The 17,697-nt window shown below is 73.3% G+C and carries 22 protein-coding genes; 12 read left to right on the forward strand and 10 right to left on the reverse strand.

The genetic code is table 11. The features are described 5' to 3' along the window. Positions 1–52: 52 nt before the first annotated feature. The 3 genes from purM (at position 53) to amcA (ending at position 2,683) form a co-directional block, all read left to right on the forward strand. A complete protein-coding gene (gene purM / locus ACN27A_RS23040; protein WP_132235146.1) occupies positions 53–1,207 on the forward strand; it encodes a phosphoribosylformylglycinamidine cyclo-ligase in 1,155 nt (384 codons plus the stop codon). Between the two features lie 170 nt (positions 1,208–1,377). Continuing rightward, complete coding sequence (gene amcB / locus ACN27A_RS23045; protein WP_421458569.1) at positions 1,378–2,481, forward strand: cyclophane-forming radical SAM peptide maturase AmcB; 1,104 nt, start codon at positions 1,378–1,380, stop codon at positions 2,479–2,481. After that, on the forward strand, positions 2,450–2,683 hold the full coding sequence (gene amcA / locus ACN27A_RS23050; RefSeq protein ID WP_151455707.1) for a multiple cyclophane-containing RiPP AmcA: 234 nt from the start codon (positions 2,450–2,452) through the stop codon (positions 2,681–2,683). Before amcB ends, amcA begins: the two co-directional genes overlap by 32 nt. A gap of 143 nt (positions 2,684–2,826) precedes the next feature. Here amcA and ACN27A_RS23055 read toward each other — a convergent pair whose 3' ends face one another. Both ACN27A_RS23055 and ACN27A_RS23060 read right to left on the reverse strand, forming a co-directional pair. After that, positions 2,827–3,042 carry a DUF3073 domain-containing protein gene (locus tag ACN27A_RS23055; RefSeq protein WP_089002617.1) on the reverse strand — a complete coding sequence of 72 codons (216 nt, stop codon included), beginning with the start codon at positions 3,040–3,042 and terminating at the stop codon, positions 2,827–2,829. A gap of 286 nt (positions 3,043–3,328) precedes the next feature. Continuing rightward, positions 3,329–4,411, reverse strand: a complete 1,083-nt coding sequence (locus ACN27A_RS23060) for a Glu/Leu/Phe/Val family dehydrogenase (RefSeq protein WP_357576944.1) — start codon at positions 4,409–4,411, stop codon at positions 3,329–3,331. 172 nt (positions 4,412–4,583) lie between these two features. Between ACN27A_RS23060 and ACN27A_RS23065 the strand changes: the two genes are divergently transcribed. Together ACN27A_RS23065 and ACN27A_RS23070 are read left to right on the forward strand one after the other, a co-directional pair. Continuing rightward, a complete protein-coding gene (locus ACN27A_RS23065) occupies positions 4,584–5,423 on the forward strand; it encodes a hypothetical protein (RefSeq protein WP_151455705.1) in 840 nt (279 codons plus the stop codon). Positions 5,424–5,674: 251 nt separating this feature from the next. Beyond that, the gene (locus ACN27A_RS23070) at positions 5,675–5,884 is read left to right on the forward strand and encodes a BldC family transcriptional regulator (protein ID WP_007073996.1); all 210 of its coding nucleotides are present in this window, start codon (positions 5,675–5,677) and stop codon (positions 5,882–5,884) included. Between the two features lie 101 nt (positions 5,885–5,985). On the opposite strand, the gene ACN27A_RS23075 is transcribed toward ACN27A_RS23070, so the two are convergent. Beyond that, on the reverse strand, positions 5,986–6,384 hold the full coding sequence (locus tag ACN27A_RS23075) for a PPOX class F420-dependent oxidoreductase (RefSeq protein WP_132235136.1): 399 nt from the start codon (positions 6,382–6,384) through the stop codon (positions 5,986–5,988). A 54-nt stretch (positions 6,385–6,438) separates the two neighbouring features. Here ACN27A_RS23075 and ACN27A_RS23080 point away from each other — a divergent pair, with 54 nt between their 5' ends. Next, the gene (locus ACN27A_RS23080; RefSeq protein ID WP_421456782.1) at positions 6,439–7,218 is read left to right on the forward strand and encodes a class I SAM-dependent methyltransferase; all 780 of its coding nucleotides are present in this window, start codon (positions 6,439–6,441) and stop codon (positions 7,216–7,218) included. 72 nt (positions 7,219–7,290) lie between these two features. Here ACN27A_RS23080 and ACN27A_RS23085 read toward each other — a convergent pair whose 3' ends face one another. Beyond that, positions 7,291–7,587, reverse strand: coding sequence for a hypothetical protein (locus tag ACN27A_RS23085; protein WP_151455703.1), 297 nt, complete (start codon positions 7,585–7,587; stop codon positions 7,291–7,293). 162 nt (positions 7,588–7,749) lie between these two features. Here ACN27A_RS23085 and ACN27A_RS23090 point away from each other — a divergent pair, with 162 nt between their 5' ends. Continuing rightward, the gene (locus tag ACN27A_RS23090; RefSeq protein ID WP_421456783.1) at positions 7,750–8,607 is read left to right on the forward strand and encodes a 3-hydroxyacyl-CoA dehydrogenase family protein; all 858 of its coding nucleotides are present in this window, start codon (positions 7,750–7,752) and stop codon (positions 8,605–8,607) included. Continuing rightward, positions 8,604–9,347, forward strand: coding sequence for an enoyl-CoA hydratase/isomerase family protein (locus ACN27A_RS23095; RefSeq protein ID WP_421456784.1), 744 nt, complete (start codon positions 8,604–8,606; stop codon positions 9,345–9,347). The genes ACN27A_RS23090 and ACN27A_RS23095 overlap by 4 nt, the downstream gene beginning before the upstream one ends. A 65-nt stretch (positions 9,348–9,412) precedes the next feature. Here the strand turns inward: ACN27A_RS23095 and ACN27A_RS23100 are convergent, their stop codons facing one another. Further along, positions 9,413–10,762, reverse strand: coding sequence for an ABC transporter substrate-binding protein (locus ACN27A_RS23100; RefSeq protein ID WP_421456785.1), 1,350 nt, complete (start codon positions 10,760–10,762; stop codon positions 9,413–9,415). 155 nt (positions 10,763–10,917) lie between these two features. Here ACN27A_RS23100 and ACN27A_RS23105 point away from each other — a divergent pair, with 155 nt between their 5' ends. Together ACN27A_RS23105 and ACN27A_RS23110 are read left to right on the forward strand one after the other, a co-directional pair. Continuing rightward, entirely contained in the window at positions 10,918–11,307 is a 390-nt protein-coding gene (locus ACN27A_RS23105) for a hypothetical protein (RefSeq protein WP_311412127.1), read from the forward strand. Between the two features lie 121 nt (positions 11,308–11,428). Further along, positions 11,429–12,136 carry a DUF2786 domain-containing protein gene (locus tag ACN27A_RS23110; RefSeq protein ID WP_121397218.1) on the forward strand — a complete coding sequence of 236 codons (708 nt, stop codon included), beginning with the start codon at positions 11,429–11,431 and terminating at the stop codon, positions 12,134–12,136. A 124-nt stretch (positions 12,137–12,260) separates the two neighbouring features. Here ACN27A_RS23110 and ACN27A_RS23115 read toward each other — a convergent pair whose 3' ends face one another. After that, positions 12,261–12,779: an SRPBCC family protein gene (locus ACN27A_RS23115; protein WP_357576936.1), complete on the reverse strand. Its 519-nt coding sequence runs from the start codon at positions 12,777–12,779 to the stop codon at positions 12,261–12,263. Positions 12,780–12,983: 204 nt separating this feature from the next. On the opposite strand from ACN27A_RS23115, the gene ACN27A_RS23120 reads away from it, so the two are divergent. Then, positions 12,984–14,237, forward strand: a complete 1,254-nt coding sequence (locus ACN27A_RS23120) for a hypothetical protein (protein WP_421456786.1) — start codon at positions 12,984–12,986, stop codon at positions 14,235–14,237. A 229-nt stretch (positions 14,238–14,466) separates the two neighbouring features. On the opposite strand, the gene ACN27A_RS23125 is transcribed toward ACN27A_RS23120, so the two are convergent. Both ACN27A_RS23125 and ACN27A_RS23130 read right to left on the reverse strand, forming a co-directional pair. Further along, the gene (locus ACN27A_RS23125; protein ID WP_421456787.1) at positions 14,467–14,967 is read right to left on the reverse strand and encodes a hypothetical protein; all 501 of its coding nucleotides are present in this window, start codon (positions 14,965–14,967) and stop codon (positions 14,467–14,469) included. A 141-nt stretch (positions 14,968–15,108) separates the two neighbouring features. Beyond that, a complete protein-coding gene (locus ACN27A_RS23130; protein ID WP_421456788.1) occupies positions 15,109–15,543 on the reverse strand; it encodes a VOC family protein in 435 nt (144 codons plus the stop codon). A gap of 101 nt (positions 15,544–15,644) precedes the next feature. Here ACN27A_RS23130 and ACN27A_RS23135 point away from each other — a divergent pair, with 101 nt between their 5' ends. Then, positions 15,645–15,971: a hypothetical protein gene (locus ACN27A_RS23135; RefSeq protein WP_421456789.1), complete on the forward strand. Its 327-nt coding sequence runs from the start codon at positions 15,645–15,647 to the stop codon at positions 15,969–15,971. A gap of 114 nt (positions 15,972–16,085) precedes the next feature. On the opposite strand, the gene ACN27A_RS23140 is transcribed toward ACN27A_RS23135, so the two are convergent. After that, positions 16,086–16,664, reverse strand: a complete 579-nt coding sequence (locus ACN27A_RS23140) for a DUF4303 domain-containing protein (RefSeq protein WP_421456790.1) — start codon at positions 16,662–16,664, stop codon at positions 16,086–16,088. Positions 16,665–17,334: 670 nt separating this feature from the next. Further along, the gene (locus ACN27A_RS23145) at positions 17,335–17,661 is read right to left on the reverse strand and encodes a tyrosine-type recombinase/integrase (RefSeq protein WP_421458570.1); all 327 of its coding nucleotides are present in this window, start codon (positions 17,659–17,661) and stop codon (positions 17,335–17,337) included. Between the last annotated feature and the right edge of the window lie 36 nt (positions 17,662–17,697).

Here is a 17,697-nt window from a genome sequence, read left to right on the forward strand (position 1 = left end):
CCGGCGCGGCCCGGCCACCGCCGGCGCGGCGCCAGAACCAAGGGGGAGAACCGTGACGCACGTGTCCGAGCGCAGCGGCGCAGGAAGCAGCCCGTCCGGCGCCGGCGGCGACCGCCAGCCCTGGACGGCCGGCACCGGCCGCCAGGCGCGCAAACGCTCGGTCTCGTACGCGGACGCCGGGGTCTCGATCGAGGCGGGCGACCGCGCGGTCGAACTGCTCAAGTCGAAGGTGAAGCAGACCCGGCGCCCCGAGGTGATGGGCGACCTGGGCGGCTTCGCCGGCCTGTTCCGGCTGGACACGAAGAAGTACAAGAACCCGATCCTGGCCTCGTCCACGGACGGCGTGGGCACCAAGCTGGTGATCGCGCAGCAGATGGACATCCACGACACGGTCGGCATCGACCTGGTCGCGATGGTCGTCGACGACCTGGTGGCCTGCGGCGCCGAGCCGCTCTTCCTGCTCGACTACATCGCCACCGGCGAGGTCGTGCCGGACAAGGTCGCCGAGATCGGCGCCGGCATCGCCGACGGCTGCCGCTACGCCGGCTGCGCCCTGCTGGGCGGCGAGACCGCCGAGCACCCGGGCGTGCTCCGCCCGGACGAGTACGACATCTCCGCCACCGGCGTCGGTGTGGTGGAGGAGAGCGACATCCTCAGCCCGGACCGGGTCGAGGTGGGCGACGTCGTCATCGCGATGCGCTCCTCCGGCCTGCACTCCAACGGCTACTCGCTGGTGCGCCACGTGCTGCTGGGCGCCGGCCGGATGCGGCTCGACGTGGTGATCGACGACTTCGGCCGGCAGCGCACCCTCGGCGAGGAGCTGCTCACCCCGACGAAGATCTACGCGCAGGACTGCCTCAAGCTCATCGCCGAGGCCGAGGTGCGCTCCATCGCCCACGTCACCGGCGGCGGCATCCCCGGCAACCTGGTCCGGGTGCTCCCCGAGCACGTCGACGCGGTCGTCAACCGGTCCACCTGGAAGCCGCAGCCGATCTTCGACCTGATCCAGTCCAAGGGGCGGATCGAGGACCCGGAGATGGAGGCGACCTTCAACATGGGCGTCGGCATGTTCGCGATCGTCTCCGCCGAGGACGCGGACCGCGCGCTGGCCACCCTGACGGGCCGGGGCGTCGACGCGTGGCAGGCCGGCGAGATCATCGAGGGCTCCGGCAACGTGCAGATGGTCGGCCAGCACACCCGGGGCTGATCGACTCCCGGTGACCGTACGGGCACCTGATCAGGGCTTCACCCGAGTGGCCGTGGCCGCCTAGCCTGAAGGGCACCCTCAGAGCTGTCGGGGCCGCCCGCCCGGTTTCCCCGACAGCCCTTCAGGCGCGGAGGAGGGCAATGGCTGCTCGGGGACTGTCGTTCAGCGGGATGCGTGGCCTGGCCGCCGTCCCCTCGTACGTGGTCATGCAGCCCACCACCCTGTGCAACCTGGACTGCGCCTACTGCTACCTGCCGTTCCGCGCGGCCGACCGGCGGATGCCGGTGCCGGTGGCCGAGGCGGTGGCCGCGTCGGTCAACCCGTGGGCGGCGGCAGGCCGGTTCTCGGTGGTGTGGCACGGCGGCGAGCCGCTGGCCGCCGGCCGGGAGCACCTGGCCGCGCTGATCGCGCCCTTCGGGCCCGGGGTCGAGCACCACGTGCAGACCAACGCCACGCTGATCGACGACGCCTGGTGCGCGTTCTTCGTCGAGCACGGGGTGCGGGTGAGCGTGAGCGTGGACGGTCCGCGGGAACGCAACGGCGACCGGGTCACCCGGGGCGGTGGTCCCGCGTACGACCGGATCCTGCGCGGGGTGGCGGCGCTGCGCCGGCACGGCCTGCCGTTCTCGGCGCTGGCGGTGGTGGGTCGCCCCGGGCCGGGCCTGGCCACCGAGCTGTACGACTACTTCCTCGACCTGGGCTGTGACGTGCTGGGCGTCAACATCGAGGAGACCGAGGGGGTCAACCTCCGCGACAACTCCCACGACGCGCGGCTGGTGATCGCCTTCTGGGCGGAGCTGGTGGCGGCCTGGCGCCGGGAGCCCCGGATCCACCTGCGCGAGGTCGAGTGGTCGCTGCGGTACGCCGCGGCGGTGCTGGACGGCAGCGCCGACGACCTGCTTCCCCGGCGGTTGGACCCGATCCCGACCGTCGGCCACGACGGCTCGGTGACTGTGCTCTCGCCGGAGCTGGCCGGCTTCACCGATGTCCGGTACGGCGACTTCAGCAGCGGAAACGTGCTGGCCACCCCGCTGGTCGAGATCCTCGCCCACGCGGACCGGACGCCCTGGGTCGGCGAGTTCCTCGCCGGCGTCGAGGCGTGCCGTGCGTCCTGCCCCTACTTCGGGTTCTGCGGCGGCGGCCACGCGGCCAACCGTTACTTCGAACAGGGGCGTTTCGACGGTACGCAGACCGCGCACTGCCGCAACAGCAAGATCCACTTACTGGAGGGAGTGTTGGAGCATGCCCGAGACCACCAGTCACCGGCATCCTGACCGGAGGACGGACACCCCGGACGAGGTCGCCGACCGGGTGCGGGAAGCCGCGCCGGGACTCACCGCACTCCTGCACGAGGCCGAGGCCGCGCGGCGACTACGGGCCGAGGTGGCGGGCGGCGACGGCGCGAGCGCCGTGTGCGCCTGGAACCACTTCGAGAACATCCCGACGTTCTACAACTGGAACAACCGTCCCCGCTGAGACAGACCGTGATCAGGGACCTGCCGATCGTCCGGAGGGTTGTCCGGGCGGGGCAGGTCCCTGATCGTCGGGCTTGGCGCCGCTTCGATGGGCACATGCGTGAGCACGCGGGCGATCACCGCGTGCTCAGCTGCTACCGGAGGTCAGCGGGGCGGACGTACCCAGGGATCCGGGTCTTCGTCCGCGTGATCCTCATCATCGTCGTCGACATACTCTTTGTAGTCGTCGTCGAAGTTGTGCTCAGACTTACCAGCACCCGCCAGTTCGCGCTGCAAGGCGGTGAGGTCGGTGTTCGGGGAGTGGTACTTCAACTCCCGGGCCACCTTCGTCTGCTTGGCCTTAGCACGGCCGCGCCCCATGGCTCGACCCCCTCGCACAGAATGCGGGGCAGCCCGAAGGCGGGCCCCGATGACGTCAGGCATCTCTCGTGGCTCTTACGGTACATGGGGATGCCACCGTTCGGCACCTCGGGTTACCGTCGACCGACACCGCGCGTCGCGGTCATCCGGCCGTCACCGATTGTACCCGGTAAGGAGCGGCGCCGGGAGCGCCCGTGACACCGGGCAGAGCCATGCGAAACCACCCTAACGGGACGGGCGGCCCGCCGGGGCCGGGGGCGGAACGACCGCTCCGCCCCCGAGGCGCTCAGCGCAGGTGGATCGTGCGCAGCCGGCCGACGTCGGCCATCCGCCGCTCCGCCAGCCGGTCCGCCGCCACGGCCGGCGGCACGCCCTCGGCGTCGGCCAGTCGCAGGATCTCCCGGGTGGTGTCGTAGATCCGGGTCGCGCGCAGCTTGGCCCGGTCGAAGTTGAAGCCCTCGATCTCGTCCGCCACCTGGATCACGCCGCCGGCGTTCACGACGTAGTCCGGGGCGTAGAGGATGCCGCGGTCGGCGAGGAGCTTCTCGATGCCGGAGTGGGCGAGCTGGTTGTTGGCCGCGCCGGCGACCACCTTGGCGCGCAGCGCCGGCACCGTGTCGTCGTTGAGCGCGCCGCCCAGGGCGCACGGGGCGTACACGTCGATGTCGGCGGCGACCAGCGCGGCGGCGTCGTCGACCAGCGCGACCTGCGGGTGGGTGGCGCGGGCCCACTCCAGGGCCTTCGGGTTGACGTCGGTCGCCACCACCTCGGCGCCGTCGTCGATCAGGTGGCCGACGAGGTACTTGCCGACCTTGCCCAGCCCCGCCACGCCGACCCGCCGGCCGGCGAGGGTCGGGGCGCCCCATACATGCTCGGCTGCGGCCCGCATGCCCTGGAACACGCCCCAGGCGGTCAGGATCGAGGAGTCGCCGGCGCCGCCGTGCTCGACGCTGCGGCCCGTGACGTACGAGGTCTCGCGGGCGATCACGTCCATGTCGGCGACGTAGGTGCCGACGTCGCAGGCGGTGTAGTAGCGCCCGGCCAGGGACTCCACGAAGCGGCCGTACGCGCGCAGCAGCGCCTCGCTCTTGATCCGCTCGGGGTCACCCCAGATGACCGCCTTGCCGCCGCCCAGGTCCAGCCCGGCGAGGGCGTTCTTGTAGGCCATGCCCCGGGAGAGGTCGAGCACGTCGGCGAGGGCGTCGGACTCGCTGGCGTACGGGTAGAACCGGGTCCCACCGAGCGCGGGGCCGAGCGCGGTGGAGTAGATGCCGATGATCGCCTTGAGGCCGGTCTGCTTGTCCTGGCAGAACACGACCTGTTCGTGACCGCTGGACCCCGGGTCTTCGGTGGTGGCGAATACGCCCATGACTCGCTCCTGGTGTGGGGTGCGCCCTTGTGGGACGCGGACCGGTGGACCGCCGGCGGGATGCTGCCGGTGCCGCTGAGCCTAGTATCGGCCGACGCCGTCCGGCCGCCCACGGCACGCGTGATCGCGCTGCCGACGACGGCCGAGTTCCAATTCGTGGGAGGATCGCGCCGTGCCGTCGCTCTTCGCTTCATACCTGCGCGTGTACGAGCCGCTGACCGCCTTCGACCGGGACCGCCAGGCGTACTGGCGGCGCTACGTCGAGCAGGGGCGGGCGGTGGCACCGGTGGAGGGGCCGGGCCGGCAACGGACGTCGGTGCTGGAGGCGCTCGGCGCCGGCTGGACCCGGCTGCCCGACCTGCCGGACGAGGCGTACGTCCTGGAGACCGACGAGGCCCTGCTGGTCTGCCCGTGGAACCTGCGCATCCGGGTGGCCGAGGCGGCGTTGAACGCGCGCGACGGGGTGCCTCCGGTGCTGGCCGACGCGTTCGTGCCGCCGGTGCTCGCCGGGCAGGCGAAGGCCGTGGTGGAGGACTGGCGCAGCGGGGCACGGGTGCTGGAGCACGGCGTGCCGCGCGTGCACGAGCAGATTGCCACGTGGGGCGTACCGCTGCGCTGGTTCGTGCTCTTCGGCCCGGAGGAACGGCACCACGTGACCCACCCCGGGCGGCGGGCGCTGCACTACCGGACGGAGATCTCCAAGGCGCGGCGGCGGTCGTCGCGGGCCCTGTCGGTGCTGCGCAAGTCGATCGGCGACGCGCCGATCACGGAGGCGGTCGAGGAGGCCGCCCGCTGGCTGGAGGAGTTCCACCCCCGTTCGATGGTGGAGCTGGACTACGGCGGCCTGGTCGAGCTGCTGTCGGACGAGACGCTGGCCGCCGACGACTCGCCCCAGCTGGTGGCGAGCGGGCTCGCCGGGCTGTCCCGGGGCGAGGCGGAGGAGGCCTCGGCGGCGTACGACAAGCTGGTCGCGCGCTGGCGGGCGGTCCAGTTGCTGGAAAGGTGCAACTGAGGCGAAATTGCCCATAACCTGCCCCGAAGTCGAGGCGAGTTCGTAGTCGACGCATCACGAACCGTGATCATGAGTCCGAATAAGGTACTTTCTGCCGTGTAAAAGTCGCATAAATCGGGCATGGTTCATCCGTCCGTCTAGGGACGTTCGGCCGTTCGGCCCATGTCGGACATCGGGGACTAGCCGGACCATGGGAGACGCGTCGACCGGCGGGACCCCGGCCGATGTCTATACATGTGGAGGAGTGACCGATGGCATCGCGAACGCACGAACCAGAGCCGCTACTCACACCGGCCGAGGTGGCGTCGATGTTCCGTGTCGACCCGAAGACGGTGACCCGGTGGGCAAAGGCGGGCAAGCTCAGCGCCATCCGCACGCTGGGTGGACACCGTCGGTACCGGGAGTCGGAGGTCAGGGCCCTGTTGCAGGGACAGATCCCCCAGCAGCGCCAGGGGGACTGACCGACCGGGATACAAACAGGTGTGAACGGAGGGCGGCGGACGTGGTCCGCCGCCCTCCGTCGTGTCCGGACCCCGCCCGCGTACGGACGGCGGCGAAGGGATCAGGCGCCGGCCGGCGGCCGGTCCGCGAGGACGACCCGGATGCCGACCGTGCCGCTCTCGCCGCGCCGCAGGCGGCTGCCGAGCAGGCTGAGCCGGCCGATCATCCGGTACTTCTGCTTGATCAGCTCACGTACCCGCCGGGTGCCGGCCGCGTCGCAGAGGGTCGCGTGGGCGGCGACCGCCTCGCCGTGCGGGCGGCCCCGGACGTCGCACGGCGCCACCGTGACGTCGCCGCTGCGCCGGATCCGCTTCACCTTGCCGGCGTCCGCCGCCGACCACACCCAGAGCGCGTCGCCGTCGCGCACCGCCCAGACCGGGGTCGGCACGGCCCGACCGTCCTTGCGGAACGTCGTGAGCAGGATGTACTTCTCCGCGCCGAGGCGGTCCAGGGTGGTCACCCCGCCAGGATACGGCCGGTGCGGCTGACTGACCGGCCGGATAGCGTGAAGCCCGTGACGGGACAGCCACGGATCGGCGACGTGTTCGGGGAGATGCTGCGCGACGCGTACGCCGTGGCCACCGGGGTCGGCCCCCGCCCGCTGGCCGGCGGGCGGCTGCCGCGACCGGTCATCGAGATCATCGAGCGGGACGACGGGCTCATCAACGGCGCCCCCGCCGCGCACTACCTGGACGGGCCGGCCGACTGGCAGCCGTACGACCACCGGGCCGTGGACCGGGTCCGGGGCGCGACCCTGGACGTCGGCGTCGGGGCGGGCCGGATCGCGCTGCTGCTCCAGGAACGGGGCGTGCCCGTCACCGGGCTGGACACCTCGGCCGGGGCGCTGGCCGTCTGCCGCCGCCGGGGCGTACGCGACCTGGTGCACGGCACTGTCGACGCGCACGTCGCGGGCGGCCGCCGCTACGACACGTTCCTGCTGCTCGGCAACAACGTGGGCCTGCTGGAGGGCCGGGAACGCGGGCCGGCGCTGCTGGCCGCGTTGGCGGCGCTGGCCCGGCCGGGAGCACAGGTCATCGCCCACGGCACCGACCCGTACGGCACCCGGGATCCGGTGCACACGGGCTACCACGAGCGCAACCGGCGTCGGGGCCGGTTCGGTGGGCAGCTCCGGCTCCGGCTGCGCTACCGGGAACTGGGCACCGAGTGGTTCGACTACCTGGTCTGCTCCCCGGCCGAGCTGGCCGAGCTGGTCCGGGGCAGCGGCTGGCGACTGACCGACGTGGACGATCGGGACGCGCCGTACTACCTGGCGACCCTGCGCCTCGCCGGCTGACGACCGGCCCCGGCCGCAGACCCCCGGCGCCGACGCCGGATTCCCGCCGGACGCGGGAACCCGGCGCGGGTGTCAGACCTGGACGGTCGGGGGGAGCTGCTCGGGCGGCAGGCCGCCGTCGCCGTCGACCACCTCGTCCGGGGTGCCGTCCTCGTCGAGGTCGACCATCGTGATGTCCACCTTGCCGTCCCCGTCGGTGTCGAACTGGAACAGGTCGGGCTTGCCGTCCCCGTCGGTGTCGACCACCCAGACGTCGGTGCGGCCGTCGTTGTTGGTGTCGGCGCGCAGCAGGTCGACCCGCTCGTCCCCGCGGGTCTCCACGGTCTCCGCCGCGTCCGCGGCGTGCACGGTCTCCGGTGCCTGGCTCATCTGGGCCGTCCTTCCCTCGGTTGGGTGCCGTGGTACCCGATCCGGCGCGCCCCCACGCATGCCGGGGAGATCGCCGCTGCATAGGGTCGGGCCCATGAGCGAGTGGAGCGGGCGGCGGGGCGCGGGTCGACCCCGTCCCGCCACCGGAAACAGGGAGGCGTCATGAGCGACCGCTTTGTCGTCGTCGGGGCCGGCACGATGGGACTCGGCATCGCGTACGTGGCGGCCGGGGCCGGGCACGCCGTCGAGCTGGTCGAAGTGGACCGGGCGCGGGGCGCGGCGGCCGTCGAGCGGCTCGGGGAGCTGTGGGACAGGGCGGTGGAGCGCGGCAAGCTGGACGCCGACCGGGCCGCGACGAACCGGCAGCGCGTGACGCTGCGCGCGGGGCTCGCCGAGGTCGCCGAGGAGCCGGCCGTCGTGGTGGAGGCCGTACCGGAGCGGCCGGAGCTGAAGCGGGCGGTGCTGCGCGAGGCCGAGGCGCTGCGGCCGGCGCTGCTGGGCAGCAACACCTCCAGCATCCCGATCGCCGCGCTGGCCGAGGGGCTGGCCCGGCCCGAGCGCTTCCTCGGGCTGCACTTCTTCAACCCGGTCTGGGCGATGGCCCTGCTGGAGGTCGTGGTCGGCCCGGCCACCGCCGAGGAGACCACCGCCGCGGCGGTCGCGCTCGCCGGCCGGCTGGGCAAGGACCCCGTCGTCGTACGCGACATGCCCGGCTTCGCCACGTCCCGGCTCGGGGTCACCCTCGGGCTGGAGGCCATCCGGATGGTCGCCGACGGGGTGGCCAGCCCCGCCGACATCGACAAGGCGATGGTGCTCGGCTACCGGCACCCGGTCGGCCCGCTGGAGTTGACGGACATCGTCGGGCTGGACGTGCGGCTCGACATCGCGCGCACCCTCCAGGCCGCGTACGGCGACCGGTTCGCCCCGCCGCCGCTGCTGGTGGAGATGGTGGCCGCGGGCCGCCTGGGCAAGAAGTCCGGCCAGGGCTTCTACCGCTGGGAAGGCGGGACCCGCTCGTGAGCGGGCTGCGGATCGAGGAGCAGCCGGACCGGCTGGTGGTCACGCTCGACCGGCCGGAGAAGCGCAACGCCATCGACGCCGACCTGATCGCCGAGCTGCACCAGGTGTGCGCGGAGTTGGAGGCGCGGCCCCGCCTGCTGCTGCTCACCGGCGGCACCGAGGGGATCTTCGCCGGTGGGGCGGACATCGGGCAGCTGCGCGAGCGGGGCCGGCTGGACGCCCTCGCGGCGATCAACTCGGCGGCCTTCGCCCGGATCCGGGCGCTGCCGATGCCGACCGTGGCGGCCGTGGACGGGCCCGCGCTGGGCGGGGGCGCCGAGCTGGCGTACGCCTGCGATCTGCGGGTCTGCACGGCGCGGGCGGTGTTCGGCCAGCCGGAGGTCCGGCTGGGGATCCTGGCCGGCGCGGGCGCGACCCACCGGCTGCCGGCGCTGGTCGGGGAGGCCCGGGCCAAGGAGCTGCTCTTCACCGGCCGGCGGGTCGACGCCGAGGAGGCGCTGCGGATCGGGCTCGTCAACCGGGTGGTGGCCGAGCCCGGCGAACTGCTGCCCACGGCACACGGGCTGCTCGACGAGATGGCGAAGGGGTCCGCGCTGGCGCTGCGGCTGACCAAGCTGGCGGTCGACGCGCCGGCCGCCGCGCATCCGCACCTCGACCTGGTCAGCCAGGCGGTGCTCTTCGAGGACGAGGAGAAGCACCGGCGGATGACGGATTTCCTCGAGCGGCGCCGCCCCCGCTGAGCCCCGGACGGCACGACGGCCGCACCGGTCACCGGTGCGGCCGTCCGTGTCCGACGGGTGGTGAATCAGTGCCGGATCTGCACCCCGGCGTCCGCGAGGGCACGGATCACCTCTGCGGACTCGGCGAAGCCGATGACCAGCACGGCCTCCGCGCCGAAGTCCTTGATCTCCTTCGCGCCCGCGACGAAGTCGACCGGGTTCGCCTTGGCGTCCGCCGGCGGGTCGTAGGTCAGCAGCTTGAGCCGGTCGCCGCCGATGCCGGCCCGCTCCAGCTCGGCCCGGACGGTGCCCTGGAGGCCCTCGCCGTAGGAGTCCTTACGGGCGACGATCGCGATCTTCTGCGGGCCGTCGCGGAGGATCACGTCGGCCAGCGCCCGGCCCTGGAGGCTGTCCGGCGGGGCGGTGCGGAAGTAGAGGCCGTTGTCGTCCAGCTCGGTGAGGCTGGCGTCGGTGTTCGACGGGGAGAACAGCACCTTCCCGGCCTGCACCACGTCGGGCAGCACCGCGCGGGAGATGCCGGAGGCGCTGGCGCCGATGATGACGTGGACCTTCTGCGCGACGTGCCGCGCCACGGTCGCCTTGGCGACCGCCGGGTTGGTGCCGTCGTCGCCGTCGATCCAGACCACCGGCTCGCCGAGCACCCCGCCCGCAGCGTTGATCTCCCTGATCGCCAGCTTGGTGCCGGCGGAGATCGGCGGGTACGCGAGGGCCAGGTCACCGGTCTGCGACAGCAGGCCGCCCAGGATCAGCGGCGAGCCGTCGCTGCGGTCGGTCCGGCCACCGCGCTGCTTCTTCGCCTTCGGCGGGGCCTTGGTGCTCGCCGCCGACTCGTCGCCGGCCCCGACGAACTCCGTCTTGCCGTCGTTGAGCCGCTGGCCGTCGAAGTGCAGCGTGCCGTAGCTCGCGGTGGACGGCTCGCCGGCGTCGGTGAAGCCGGCCCGGGTCAGCGAGACGCTGCGGTACTCCACGTCCCGGCCCGCGCGGGCCAGGGTCAGGCACTCCGCCACCCGTTCGCAGCGCTGCCCGTCGTTGGTGACCCCGACGATCTGCTTCGCGATGGCGGCCGGATCCGTCGAGCCCGCGAGCTGGGCGGCGATCGCGCTGATCACCACCGCGTCGTACGCCTCGGCGGAGTAGAGGAAGTCGCCCAGCTTCGGGTCGACTGACCGGAGCCGGTTCTTGAAGTCCTCGGGCAGGGGCGTGAGCGGCGTGGTGCCCTTCATGCCGTCGACCAGGCCGGCGCGGTCCTTCAGCTCGGCAGGGTACGAGTTCAGCATGTTGCCGTCGGTGCCGTAGAGGCGCACCTGTTGGGTGGCCGCCTCCTCGGGCTCTTCGGTCCCGCAGGCGCTCGTGGCGAGCAGGAACGTCGCGCAGGCAGCCAGGGTGGCCGCCCGCGAGGCGCGTGACTTGAACATGGTCGTCCTTCCTCCGGCGAAGGTCCGCTGCGCACATTAGCGTGCTGGGCCGTGCGGCGGGACCACGGATGCGGCTCAATCCGCAGGTCGCCCGCCCTGACTACGGAAAGTGACCGTCGGTGGGTGGCTTGACCCTCCCCTCTACCGTGCTGTGGGTGACGGACTCACCACAGCAGACGCTTGACGACGCGACCGCCGTGCTCCGCTCGGCGCTGGCCGGGGACGGCGACGCGGTGGCGGGGGCGTTCGACGCGGTCGTCGACCGGTCCGGCCTGGCCGGCGCGTACGGGGTGGCCTGGTGTCTTGCCGCCACGATGGTCGGCGATCCGGTGCCGCCGGGCACGTGCGCGCTGGACTTCCCCGGCATCGAGGAGGCGGGCTACGACACCCGCTGGGTGGCGCGCTTCGTGAGCGCGTACGCCAACGCCGACGACGACACCGGCGAGGCGCTGTTCGGTGCGGCGGCGGCCGACGGGCTGCTGCCGGAGTGCCTGCTCACGCTCGCCGGCTCGACCGTGGCGACGCTGCGTAGCCGGACCGCCTGACCGTTCGTGCCGCCCGCCGGCACGGCCCGGGACGACGGCGTGTGCCGGCCGGACCGTTGCCCGCCCGCCCGCCGGCTGGACGTGGCGCGGCCGGGCCGGACCGCCGTGACAGGCTGAGGGCATGTCCGACGCCATGCTCAGCAAGGTGCGCAAGCTGCTGGCCCAGGCCGAGGACCCGGCCTGCACCCCCGCCGAGTCGGCCGCGTTCACGGCCAAGGCGACCGAGCTGATCGCCCGCTACGGCGTGGACCGGGCGCTGCTGGCCGCCCGGGACCCGGCCACGGACCCGGTGGGCGACCGGGTGGTCGAGGTCGTCGCCCCGTACGCCCGGGACAAGGCCGGCCTGCTCGCCGCGGTCGCCGATCCGCTGCGCTGCCGCTGCGTCCGCCGCCGGGAGGGCGCCGGCTTCGCCATGCACCTGTTCGGCTTCGCCAGCGACCTGGAACGGGTCGAGCTGCTCTTCACGTCGCTGCTGGTGCAGGCCGCCCACGGGCTGGCCGGCGCCGAGGTGCCGGCCGGCGCGCACGTCGCCGCCTTCCGGCGCTCGTGGCTGGCCGGGTTCGCCCAGGTGATCGGCGTGCGACTGCGGGCGGCGGAGGCCGGGGCGGTCGCCGAGGCGGGCGCGCCCTCGGTGGCACTGGTCCTGGCCGACCGGTCGGACCGGGTCCAGCACCGCGTCGCCGAGGTGTACCCACGGCTGCGTACCGCCGCGCCGCGCCGGCTGGCCGGCGGCGGGTTCGGCTCGGGTGCCGAGGCGGGCCGCCGCGCCGACCTCGGCGGCCGGGGCGTCGCCACCGCGCCGGGCGCGCGTCCCGGCCTCGGCCGCTGACCGGCCGCAGCCCTTGGCGGTACGTGGCGGATGGTATCGGTGGCGCGTGGGCCGGGCGGTGCGTGACGGCGGTGGCGCGTGGCCCGGGCGGTCGGGCCCCGGTCGCTGACTGGCCGGAAGCCGGTCAGTCGGCGCTGTGGTCGGCCACTCTGGCGGCGTAGCGGGTGAGCAGCTCGTGCCAGCCGGCGGTCAGCGCCTGCCGGTAGCCCTCCGCGGCCTCGCCGTGCCGGTCGAAGTGCCGGTGCTCGACCGTCACCCGCGTCCGCTCCGGCCCGTCCGCGTGGAAGAGCACCTCCACCTCGCTCGCCTTCGCCGGGTCCGGCACCGGTGCCCGGTCCGCCCCGATCTGCCAGGTGAAGACCAGCCGCTCGGGCGGATCCCAGGTCAGCACGCGGCCCCAGTCGCAGCGGAAGCCGTGCGGACCGATCTCGTAGAGCATCCCGCCGCCGCGCGGCTCCATGCCCAGGTCCGCGAGCTGCTCCGGCCCGGACCAGGTGTATTCCACCACCCACCACTGGGCGAGGGCGCCGGTGAACACCTCGAACGCCCGCTGCGCGGGAGCGGGGACCAGGAGGGCGCTGCGCAACGCGAATCGTTCGGACTCCTGCCGGATGCCGGCCGGGTCAGCCATCTCCTGTCCCATAGGCCCGGACCATACCGGCTGATGCCCGGGTGCGCAGCTTCGTGATTGCCGTCTTCGGGCCGCCCATCCGTACGCCGGAAGACGCCCGCGCGCCCGACCCGTGACCCGGTCGTATCGCCGGGCCGGCGGGATGTTCGGCCGGATAGCGGGTACCCGCGCCGAACGGTCCCGGCCGGCCCGGCCGGAGGATGCGGAGCGGGGAGCATGAGCGAGAACGCGCAGCAGCGGGACGACGACCGGACCGGCGGCCGATCGGGGCGACGTGACGGCGAAGCGGAAGCCGCCCGCCGGGGTGGGGAGAACGAGCCGGACGTCCTGCTGGACATCCCGGAGGTGTCGGTCGACTCGATCCGGCTCGCCGTGGACGGGCTGGACGCCGACGTCTCCCTGCGGGCCCGGCTGGCCGACCTCCTCCAGCTCGACGCCGGGGTACGGGTCCACCTGGAGGGCGTCGAGCTGGACATCACCGGGGTGCACGCCGAGGCGTTGCTCAAGGTGCGGCTGGAGAAGCTGGTGCAGATCCTCGACCGGGCGCTGACCACCATCGACCGCAACCCGCAGGTCATCCAGACGCTGTCGGATACGGCGGCGGCCTCGATGGACGACGTGAACCGGGCCAGTCAGCAGTTGGCCAACCTGAGTGGGCAGCTCACCGGCCCGGGGGAGCGGGGCAGGGCTGAGCCGCTCACCGCCCTCGGGGAGCAGCCCCCGCTGGAGCGGGTCGGCGGCGCGACCGACGATCTCGGTCAGCAGGTGGGCGCGATCGGTGCGGTCGCCGACCAGTCACTGCGGGAGCCGGGCGGCCCGGGCCGGGGCGGCAAGCCCGGCACCGGCCGGGGCGGGGAACCGGGCGGCCGAGGGCAGGGCGGGGAACCGGGCGGCCGGGGCCAGGGCGGGGAGCTGGGCGCCGAGCAGGCCCAGCGGGGTGGTGGCCTCGCCAGCGGGTCGGGCGGCGGCGGCGAGCAGGGCCAGGCGCAGCGCGCACGCGAGCAGGAGGGCGACGAGGCGGCCCGTCGGGAGCCGGGCGGACCCGAGGAACGGGAGCGCGGCCAGGGCACCCCGGAGCAGGGCGGGCAGCGGCCGGGCGGTTCGCCACAGGGCGGCGGCGCGGAGCGGAGCGGGCAGGGGCGGGGGCGCGCGGAACAGGGCGCTCAGCAGCCGGGCGGTGAGAGGGTCGGCGGTCCCGGGGGCGGTACGGCCGGAGCGGGCGGCGGGGACCGGGGTGCCGGCGGGTCCGGTGGCGGGTTGGAGGCCGGGCAGCGTGAGCCGTCGGGCGGCCCGTCCGAGGGCGGGCAGGGCCGGCAGCGGCCCGAGACCTCAGGCGGTGGCGGTGGCGACGGTGGCGCACCGAGTGCCGCCCAGATCGCCGAGCAGGCGGGGGAGACGCTGAGGCAGGCAGGCCGGAGCGTCTGGGAGGCGATCCAAGGCGGGATCGCCCAGCACCGCCAACAGCGCTGACCCGGCGGGCGGGACTGCCGGCCGACGGACCAGGTGCCGGTCACCGCCGCCGGTACCGCGCGATCCACTGCCGGTTGAGTTCGTCGGCCCGGCGTTGGTGACGCGCGATGAACGACACAGCCGTCCTCGGGCACGTCGAGCCCCGGGAAGTCGAGGACGCCGCGCGTGGCGACGGCATGTCCTCGTAGCGCACGACCCCCAGGTGTCCGGGCCCGCGCGGCCGGGATGATCAGTCGAGGGCTCGCAGTGCGACCGTGACCACGACGAAGAGCGCGATGGTGGCGGCGGAGGCGGTCCGTGCCTGTCGCGACCGGGTGAACAGGCCCACCACCAGCGCCGCGCCCAGGCCCAGCAACCAGTGACCGACCTCGGGGTGCCGGTCGGGATCGAAGCCGAGGTGGCCGAGGGCGGCACGCCCGTAGCCGACGAGTGCGGCGCCGCCGATCCAGACGAGCAGGGCCCAGCCGCACCGGCGGCCGGGGCTCTCGGTCAGCAGCGATCCGTGGCGGGTGAGCGTGCCGAGCAGGTAGGTCAGCGTCAGCAGCGTCGCCGCGCCGGCGAGCAGCACGGCGTGCACCCCCACGAAGAAGGCGAACAGCAGCCACGGGCCACCGTTGGTCCCACGCAGGAACAGGGCGGCCGTCACGCCGACCACGACCATCTGCCCCACCGCCAGGCGTCCTGGGTTCACCACCAGCGGTGCCGACTGTGCGGTCGACTGCTCGACCACGCTCCGTCCCCCCGTCGCGCCGGCCCGCCGCAGACGGAACCAGGGCGGGTCGGTGAACAGCCTGGCAGAGCCGGGCGGCCTGGCGCTGTCCCGGATCCGTCCGTCGTCAGGAGCCGGGGCGGGCGGACGGCCGACGCGCCGTCACGCCGAGGCCGCGGCGACGCAGAACTCGTTGCCCTCCGGATCGGCCATGACGATGTGGTGCCCGGTGAACTCCTCAAGGACGCTCCCGCCCGCCTTCACCAGCCGCTCGGACTCGGCCCTGATCCGGGCCCACCGCTCGTCGGGGCTGCCGTGGCCCGGCACCCGGACATCGATGTGCAGTCGGTTCTTGGCCGTCTTCGGCTCGGGGACCCTGAGGATGGAGAGCGCGGGCCCGACGCCGTCGGGATCGCACAGCCACGCCACGTCGTCCACCGGGTCGTCCTCCGGCAGGTCGAAACTCGCGTGCCACTCCGCACGGGTCCGGAAGGGCGCGGGCGGCGGCTCGTCCACGTAACCCAGCGCCGTCTTCCAGAACTCGCCGAGGAGTTTCGCGTCCGCGCAGTCGAGGGTCAGGCTGATTCTGGCTGCCATGGCGGGACCGTACTGCGTACCCCCGACAGTCGCGGTCGAGCCGAAGGAGCGGGCCTGCCGGTACGGCCTGGGACCTTGACGTTCCCTGCATGATGGGCCGCATGAGCCTGAGTGATCCGGACCCGGTGTGGATCGCCGTACGCCTCGTGATCGTGGTTCTCAGCCTGGCCATGATCGCGCTTGGCGTGCGTGTCGCCGTGTCGGGACGGTTTCCCTCGGCGTGGGTGCGGGTCGCCCGCCTGACGGCGACCCAGCGGTCCCAACCCGCCCGGATCGGCGGCAGCCAGGCGCTGCTCGGCGCGTGCCTGCTGGTCCAGCAGGCGCCGTTCCTCGTTCCCATGCCCTTCCTGGCCGGGCGCACCCTGTTCGTGGCGGCACTCCTCCTCGCCGTCACCGGGGCGGGATGGTTCGCCCTGCTCCGACGCTAGGGCACCAGCTGCGTGCCGTGCTGCCGACAGATCCTGCCCAGGCTGGGCAGGACACGGCCACCCCGGCCGCGTAGCGGCGTAGGCGTCGCGGACATGGAGTTACGGCAACGGTCGTCAGCCGCCGTCCGTCTCGTCGAAGAAGTCGCGGGCGGAGGCGACGAGGTCGGGGTTCGGGTGGCCGCTGTTGAGCAGTTCGATGCTGCGCACCGTGAGATGTGCGTTGCCGTCCGTGTCCGTGACGAACAGCACGGGGTGCCAGGCGGGGTTGATGTCGGCGATGCGCGCCCGGACGCGGTGGTCGCCGAGGGCGTCCTCCAGCGTCGCGCGGGCCCGGAGGCACCATTCGTCGTGAGCCTCGTCGTCGTCGCCGAGCGAGTCGTGGGTGTCGAACATGTCCCGGCTGATCTGCACCATCGATTCGACGCCGGGCTCGGTAGCCCCGTGGTCGTCCGTGACAGCCCACTCGTCAGGCCACCAGCGGTAGCCGTCGGCGTACGCGTCGTCGGCCTCGACGAGCACCTGGAGGGCCTCTTCGGTGTGCGCCAGCAGGGTCACCGTGACGACGTCGCTGTCCGTGGTGAGCGCCACCGCGTACAGCTCCTCCGATGCGCGTCCCTCCAGCATCGGGCCGATCGTCGCGCAGATGCTCGCGACGATCCGCTCGCGCAGTGCGGGCATGTCGACGGTGGGCACCGCGCTCCCTTCCCGGGGCTCGTCCTGGTCGCCGGGATGTCGGCCGCCCCGGAAGGGCGCAACGTAGCAGAGGCGCCGCCACGTCGAGTACTGCGGCAGCCAACGTGCGATTGCGCCGACTCCATTCGGATCGCGGCTGGCTGGATGACCTGACAGCCGCAGCACCTGACCGGCCACCCTCGTCCCCGCCACCAACTCGGGGGAAGGATCAACCGGACAATTCTGCACCTCGATTTAGCCACCTGGCCCGGTCGCGGGTGCCCACAATGAGGAATGACAGCGCAGAGGTACCTGAAGAGGAAAACAGCCGTCCCTCTCCGTCGTGCCCGTGTTCGGAAGAGGCAACAAGCCGTGAAGCGTCGTACTCCATGGCCGCTGATGGCGGGGCTGCTTGCGGCGGGAGCGGCCGGAGCCGAGGCGGTACGGCGCCTCAGACGCGCCAGGCGCACCGGACCCAGCGGAGCCGGGGCGACAGGTGACGTCCGCCAGCCCGGTCCTGCCACCGACGCTGCCCGGACCGTCAGCTCCGAAGGAGCCACCCAGCGCTGGCCCCAGGGAAGGTGAAGCAGAGTCCCCTCCGGCGTCGAACCGGAAGCCTCCCGATTTCCAAGCGCCCACATCTCCGCAGGTCAGAAGCCCGTCGTGGCCTGTCGTGCGATGGCCCATCGGATTAGCTCCGCATCGTGATGTGCCGGGACAGCCGTGCGACGACACCGTGTGCGGCGAGTTCCGACAGGGCCTTGGCGATCTCGCGGTCACGCCCGTCGACAGCGTGCAGATACCGGCGTGCCGCAGCCATGGACGAGTGCCCGAGCCGCTTCATCAGGTCAACCAGGGTCGCGCCGGTCTGCGCGGCGAGGGGCTGTCCGGTGTGCCGCAGGTCATGGAAGGTCAGATCATCGAGGCGGACTTGCTTCCGCGCCCGGACGAACGCCTGACGCAAGGTGTTGCCCCGCAGCGGTGATCCGTCGCGGCTCACGAAAAGCCGGTCATCGATGAGACGCTGGCATCGTCGTGGCGGGCCAGCTTCGCC

The sequence above is a fragment of the Micromonospora sp. WMMD737 genome, from assembly GCF_049179055.1.
GTDB classification, from domain to species: Bacteria; Actinomycetota; Actinomycetes; order Mycobacteriales; family Micromonosporaceae; genus Micromonospora; species Micromonospora reichwaldensis.

Bases quoted from the DNA above. Each gene is read 5' to 3' on its own strand.
- amcB (WP_421458569.1), top strand. From the start codon at position 1,378: ATGCGTGGCCTGGCCGCCGTCCCCTCGTACGTGGTCATGCAGCCCACC.
- amcA (WP_151455707.1), top strand. From the start codon at position 2,450: ATGCCCGAGACCACCAGTCACCGGCATCCTGACCGGAGGACGGACACC.
- ACN27A_RS23055 (WP_089002617.1), bottom strand. From the start codon at position 3,042: ATGGGGCGCGGCCGTGCTAAGGCCAAGCAGACGAAGGTGGCCCGGGAG.
- ACN27A_RS23060 (WP_357576944.1), bottom strand. From the start codon at position 4,411: ATGGGCGTATTCGCCACCACCGAAGACCCGGGGTCCAGCGGTCACGAA.
- ACN27A_RS23070 (WP_007073996.1), top strand. From the start codon at position 5,675: ATGGCATCGCGAACGCACGAACCAGAGCCGCTACTCACACCGGCCGAG.
- ACN27A_RS23085 (WP_151455703.1), bottom strand. From the start codon at position 7,587: ATGAGCCAGGCACCGGAGACCGTGCACGCCGCGGACGCGGCGGAGACC.
- ACN27A_RS23090 (WP_421456783.1), top strand. From the start codon at position 7,750: ATGAGCGACCGCTTTGTCGTCGTCGGGGCCGGCACGATGGGACTCGGC.
- ACN27A_RS23100 (WP_421456785.1), bottom strand. From the start codon at position 10,762: ATGTTCAAGTCACGCGCCTCGCGGGCGGCCACCCTGGCTGCCTGCGCG.
- ACN27A_RS23110 (WP_121397218.1), top strand. From the start codon at position 11,429: ATGTCCGACGCCATGCTCAGCAAGGTGCGCAAGCTGCTGGCCCAGGCC.
- ACN27A_RS23115 (WP_357576936.1), bottom strand. From the start codon at position 12,779: ATGGGACAGGAGATGGCTGACCCGGCCGGCATCCGGCAGGAGTCCGAA.
- ACN27A_RS23120 (WP_421456786.1), top strand. From the start codon at position 12,984: ATGAGCGAGAACGCGCAGCAGCGGGACGACGACCGGACCGGCGGCCGA.
- ACN27A_RS23130 (WP_421456788.1), bottom strand. From the start codon at position 15,543: ATGGCAGCCAGAATCAGCCTGACCCTCGACTGCGCGGACGCGAAACTC.
- ACN27A_RS23135 (WP_421456789.1), top strand. From the start codon at position 15,645: ATGAGCCTGAGTGATCCGGACCCGGTGTGGATCGCCGTACGCCTCGTG.